6 protein-coding genes are annotated in these 4934 nt (G+C 63.4%); all 6 read right to left on the bottom strand.

The features are described 5' to 3' along the window. The coding region (locus ACEQXV_RS01565) for a hypothetical protein (protein ID WP_370267565.1) at positions 1–380 on the bottom strand (380 nt) is incomplete at its 3' end. A gap of 290 nt (positions 381–670) precedes the next feature. After that, positions 671–1720, bottom strand: a complete 1050-nt coding sequence (locus tag ACEQXV_RS01560) for a flagellar motor protein MotB (protein ID WP_353338148.1) — start codon at positions 1718–1720, stop codon at positions 671–673. Between the two features lie 67 nt (positions 1721–1787). Next, positions 1788–2177: a MucR family transcriptional regulator gene (locus ACEQXV_RS01555; protein WP_244996001.1), complete on the bottom strand. Its 390-nt coding sequence runs from the start codon at positions 2175–2177 to the stop codon at positions 1788–1790. A 97-nt stretch (positions 2178–2274) separates the two neighbouring features. Then, a complete protein-coding gene (locus ACEQXV_RS01550; RefSeq protein WP_093454760.1) occupies positions 2275–2601 on the bottom strand; it encodes a MucR family transcriptional regulator in 327 nt (108 codons plus the stop codon). Between the two features lie 116 nt (positions 2602–2717). Further along, positions 2718–4577 (bottom strand): tetratricopeptide repeat protein, encoded by a 1860-nt coding sequence (locus ACEQXV_RS01545; protein ID WP_370267563.1) that lies wholly within the window; start codon positions 4575–4577, stop codon positions 2718–2720. Between the two features lie 6 nt (positions 4578–4583). Then, positions 4584–4934 (bottom strand): FkbM family methyltransferase (locus ACEQXV_RS01540; RefSeq protein ID WP_370267561.1); only part of this gene is annotated, 351 nt, incomplete at its 5' end.

Here is a 4934-nt window from a genome sequence, read left to right as displayed (position 1 = left end):
ATGGCATAAAGCGCGTCGGTCTCACGCTCCATCGGGAACAGACCGGTGCGCAGCAGGGTCAGAAGGATTTCGCCCAGGATAATGCCGGCGTCATAGGACACAGGGTTGGTCGATCCCGCATCGCGCAGCACGACCAGCGCGCCATAGGGCACGTCGACGCCCAGTTCCTCGACCAGCACGTCGCCCAGGGGCAGCGCGGGCATCAGTTCGGCATCGTCCAGCATGACGGCGACACGCTCGCTGCCCGCCTGGGCCGAGACCAGCACGTGGTGCACCGGAACCAGCGCGCGCAGCTGGCGGGACAGGGCCTGCGCCTCTGCACCCCGTGCCGGCCGGATACGCCCCGTCCAGATGTCTTCCAGTACTCGGTCTTGTCCCATGAAACCGCCCCAATATCTTGTGGGTCCAACCTATAGGTAGGCGGGCGCTGATAAAAGGAAACTATCCGGGAAGGGCTGCGAAATATGGGGATAACTTTTCCCCGTTTCGCTAGATATAGCGGGTAGCCCAATGGGCAGACGAAGGCAAGGCGTTTACAGACAAGCGCCTTTTGCAATTTTCCGGGATGTGGATAAACGACGGCCGCCCGCGCCGGGAAATCGGGCGCGGGCGGCCATTGGAGGACGTTTCCGATCTGGAAACACCCGTTAACGCGGCTTTAACGATTCGATCAGCGATTCGAGGGCAGCCCCTGCGGCAGATCCTCGGGGCGCGGCGGCTCGGGGTAGGCCAGCAGCACGCTGATGCGCCGGTTCTCGGCCGCCTCGGGGTTTGCGGCATTCAGCGGCTCGGTCGAGGCGAGGCCGGAAATCCGCTTGATCCGCGACGGCGACACGCCAGTGTCGATCAGCACGCGCCGCGTGGCATTGGCGCGGTCGGCCGAGAGTTCCCAGTTGGAATAGCCGACGCTGTTGGTGAAGGGCACCGCATCGGTGTGGCCGGTGATGACGATGGCGTTCTTCATGTCCGCGATCGCCTCTCCGATGATGCGCAGCAGGTCGCGGGTGCGGCTGTCGACCCGGGCCGAGCCGCTGGTGAACATGGACTGCCCCGCGTTGTCGACGATCTGCACCAGCAACCCGTCCGAGGTGCGGTCAAAGCGCAGGTTCTCGCCCAGGTCCTGCAGGTCAAGGCGGTCGGCGATGTGGCGGCGGATCTCATTCTCCAACTGCTCCATCTGGGCTTCGCGCTGCTTCACCTCGGCCTGGTATTGTTCCTGCATCGCCTGCGCCTCGGCGGCGCGTTCGGCGGCAGTGCCATCGAATTCCTGATCGCTCGTGCCGTCCTGGCCGGCCTTGGTGGCGGCGCTTTCGACCATGGTGCCGTCTTCAAGCGTCTCGTATTCCACCAGGACGTCGGTGGCCTCTTCCCGCAGGCGGCTGTCGAAGACGGCCAGCGGGTTTTCCTGTCCAAAGCTGGGCAGGCGGGTGTTGCCGTCGGGCGTGTTGGACCCGCCCTGTTCGCCGTTCGGCGCGATGATCTGGCCGTCCAGCATCCCCTGCCCCTTGCCGCCCGATTGCGACAGCGACGGGGTAAAGTAATCGGCCAGCCCCCTCAGCGCCTCTTCGTCCGAGGCGGCGAGGATCCACAGCAGAAGGAAGAAGGCCATCATAGCGGTCATGAAGTCGGCATAGGCCACCTTCCAGCCGCCGCCATGGTGTCCGCCACCGCCGACTTCTTCAATCTTCTTGATGACGATCTGTTGGTCGTTACCTGCCATGCGCCCTCTGCCTTATGCTCGGCTTCGTATTGTCGGGGGGTGCGCGCCCCTTGCGGGGCGCCCTGCGTTACGCGTCGGTGTCCAGCTTCTGGACGCCGCGGTCGTATTTCCCAAAGCCCGCCTGTTTGGCGTGGCTGGCCTTTTTCCGCGAATAGCTGGGGGCAACCAGCGCGAAATCGGCCGGCAGGCCGAACATCGTGCGATATTCCGCCTCGGTCAGCCCGTGTTCCGCGCCCAGATGCCGTTTCAGCATCTTGAAGCCCCGACCGCAGCACAGGCAGTATACCTTGTCCTCGGTCACAGCGCGGTCCAGCGGCAGCGCGGGTTTCACCGCGCCAGTCTGGGGCGGCTCGGGGGTTTCACCCGCGTCGCCCATCAGCTTGTTGTACAGTTCTACAATCGCGTCCGGTGTACTATCCGGCCGCGCAGCATAGGACGCGACGATCGTTGCGATCATGTCCTTTCTGCTCTGGTCTGCCATGAGATGCCTCAATCACTGCCATTCGGGGCCATCGTCCGATCTTTTGCCGGATCCGACCCTCTTTTGGTTATTGTTATCCATGATGACCTTGCCTTTGCGCGGCTGCTCTCCGCGCAAGGTAGTTGGCCGCCACCATGGGGTATTCGGGGGGAAGCCCCCATCTGTCCCGATATTCTTCGGGTGTCATCCGGAGCGTTTCGCGAAGATGCCGCCGAAGCAGCACCTGACGAGACCCCGTTTCCAGGCAGACAAGGAAATTCGGCGTCACGCTGTCTTCGATCCGCACCGCCGGCCGCAAGGCCTGCGCCGGGCCGGTTGCGGCACGCGCAAGGAAAGACCGGGATGTCAGCCAGGCCAACAACCCCTTTCGTCTTTCAAAAACGCCCCGTCCGATACCCATTTCAGCCCCTGTCCAGGCGCTTCTGCGCCTCCTGTTGAAGAACAGATAGGCCAACAAGGTTAAAGACCGTTATAAAGCCGGAGTTTTTCATGCGATGACAAGATTATCCCGTGGCTTTACGGACACACAGCCGTTTTCATCATGGAAAGCGGCTGGTCCCATTGCCCCAGTTTCGCCTGACGATACAGCTTCAGGTTGCCATACCAGGGGTCGATGTCGCCCTCATTGCCCCAATACCACATGCATTCCGACCCCGTGGGGATCAGCACATGGGTGTCGTCATGCCCGATGGCTCCGGCCACATGGGCGGTGGTGTTGTCGATGGTCAGGATCCGGTCCATCGCCGCGACCTGGGCAAAGAAGGTCGCCAGATCGGCCATCTGATCGACTTCGGGGTCGTCCAGGATGGTGATGTCGGGGCGCGCGCGCTGTGCGGCTTCGATTTCAGACGTGCGGTCGCCGTATTGCAGGTTCACCACCAGCGCGCCCTCGGGCACGGCACTGACGATATCCATCAGGCTGACCGACCGCAGATGCCCCAGCATGGACCCCGAGGCCCAGGCCGCCCCGATGATCGGCCCGCCTTTGGCCAGCGCTTCGTACTTGCTGCGCAAATGCTGCATCCGGGTCGCATTGGGCGTGACCCAGGGTTTCTGATGCGCGGCGCGGTCGGCCGGGTCGATGAACCGGGTCAGATCCCCGATATACATCATCTCGTTCGGCTTCATCTCGCGCGGTTCCGAGGTGAAGACATTGCGGTCCATCACCTCGAACCCATAGGCATTGCCGTCCAGCGCCTTGATGAAACGCGCGTCGGTGGCCAGCGTGACCTTGGTTTTGCCCAGATCCACCGGAGCCAGCCGCAGCAGACCCAAAAGCGCCAGCTGGTCACCGACCCCCTGTTCACCGATCAGGAACAGCTGCTCTAGCTCCGTCAGGTTCTCGGGGGCCGAGTTTTCATAGGGGATATAGCTGCGCTGCCGCGTCTCGAAGCGGTCCTTGAAGAATTCCGGCCCGCGGGTGAAATCGCCCTTGCGCATCAGGAAGGCGCCATAGGCCTTGGACACCTTCAGCTTGGCCCCCGTAACGTGCATGCCTTCCAGATAGGCGTCGTCGGCCTCATCGCTGCGGCCGATGTCCTGCAGGATGTTGGCGACGATGCCGCGGATTTCGGCATAGCGGTCAGGGTTGGTGAATTCATGCGCCTCGGCCAGATCCAGCGCGACCTCGGGCTGGTTCGAAATCCGCAGCGCCAGCACCTTATATAGTACGACCGTGTCGCGATCCTTGGTGGCGTCATCGGCCAGCAGCTCGTCGGCCAGCGCGATCGCGGGGTCCAGACGGCCCGTATAGATCAGCGCGCGCAGGCGGGCGATGCGATAGCCCTCTTCCTCGGGCTTCAGCTTCCAGGCCTTTTCCAGCCAGACGGCGGCTTTCCCGGTTTCCTCGATATCGGTCAGCATGTCGGCCAGCTTCATGCTCAGCTCGGCGTCGTCCTGCTTGGCGATGACCGGCTGCACCACGTCGACGGCGGCCTGGATCCGGCCCATCTGGCGCATCAGCTCCATGTACAGGACCAGCAGCCCCTTTTCGTCGGCCCCGGCGGCAAAGGCGCGGGCGGCGGTGCGGGTGGCCTCTTCGGGTTTGACCTGAAGCACATAGGCCTTGGCCAGACCAACCAGCGCCGAAGGTTCCGACGGGGCGAAATCCAGTGCGCGCTGGAAAAAGGCCGCAGCGGTGTCGCCTTCGCGCTGCGCCAGCGCGGCACCGCCCATGACGACCCAGGCATGCACGGATTTCGGATGGCTTTTCGTGATCGGATGGGCCAGCTGCACGGCCCGCAGCACGTTGTTCTGGTTCAGGGCCTTGTAGGCCTCGTGCAGATCAAGGCTTTCCGACCCCTTGATGCCATAGATCTTGGACGCCTTGGCGATCCGGGCGCGGCGGTCTTTGCGGGAGAGTGCGGTTTCGGCCATGGCCTGTCACTCCTTCGGGACAGCGAAATAATCGATGGTGTGAACGTAGGGCGTGGAATCGACGATCCGGTAGCCCGCGCTGCGGCACCATTTCTGGGCGAACCCCAGCATGTTCTCGCGCAGGACCTCGACCCAGATCACGGGCTTGTCGCGGGCGATCAGCGCGCTTGCGCCTTCCAGCACGTCCAGCTCCATGCCCTCGGCGTCGATCTTGATGAAATCGACCGGGTCTTCGCCCATCAGCTGATCCAGCGTGCGCGTCTCGATGCCGCCCTCGGCATCTTCGACCAGACGGGTGGCACCAAGGTTGTCGGCGTTGTCGGTCTGGGTGCGGAAGGTGCCGGTGTTCTTGCCGGC

It is taken from the genome of Nioella sp. (assembly GCF_964229645.1).
Taxonomy (GTDB): domain Bacteria; phylum Pseudomonadota; class Alphaproteobacteria; order Rhodobacterales; family Rhodobacteraceae; genus Nioella.
The sequence above is the reverse complement of the archived record's forward strand: the minus strand, read 5'-3'. Positions and strand labels throughout refer to the sequence as shown.

Bases quoted from the DNA above. Each gene is read 5' to 3' on its own strand.
- ACEQXV_RS01560 (WP_353338148.1), bottom strand. From the start codon at position 1,720: ATGGCAGGTAACGACCAACAGATCGTCATCAAGAAGATTGAAGAAGTC.
- ACEQXV_RS01555 (WP_244996001.1), bottom strand. From the start codon at position 2,177: ATGATCGCAACGATCGTCGCGTCCTATGCTGCGCGGCCGGATAGTACA.
- ACEQXV_RS01550 (WP_093454760.1), bottom strand. From the start codon at position 2,601: ATGGGTATCGGACGGGGCGTTTTTGAAAGACGAAAGGGGTTGTTGGCC.
- ACEQXV_RS01545 (WP_370267563.1), bottom strand. From the start codon at position 4,577: ATGGCCGAAACCGCACTCTCCCGCAAAGACCGCCGCGCCCGGATCGCC.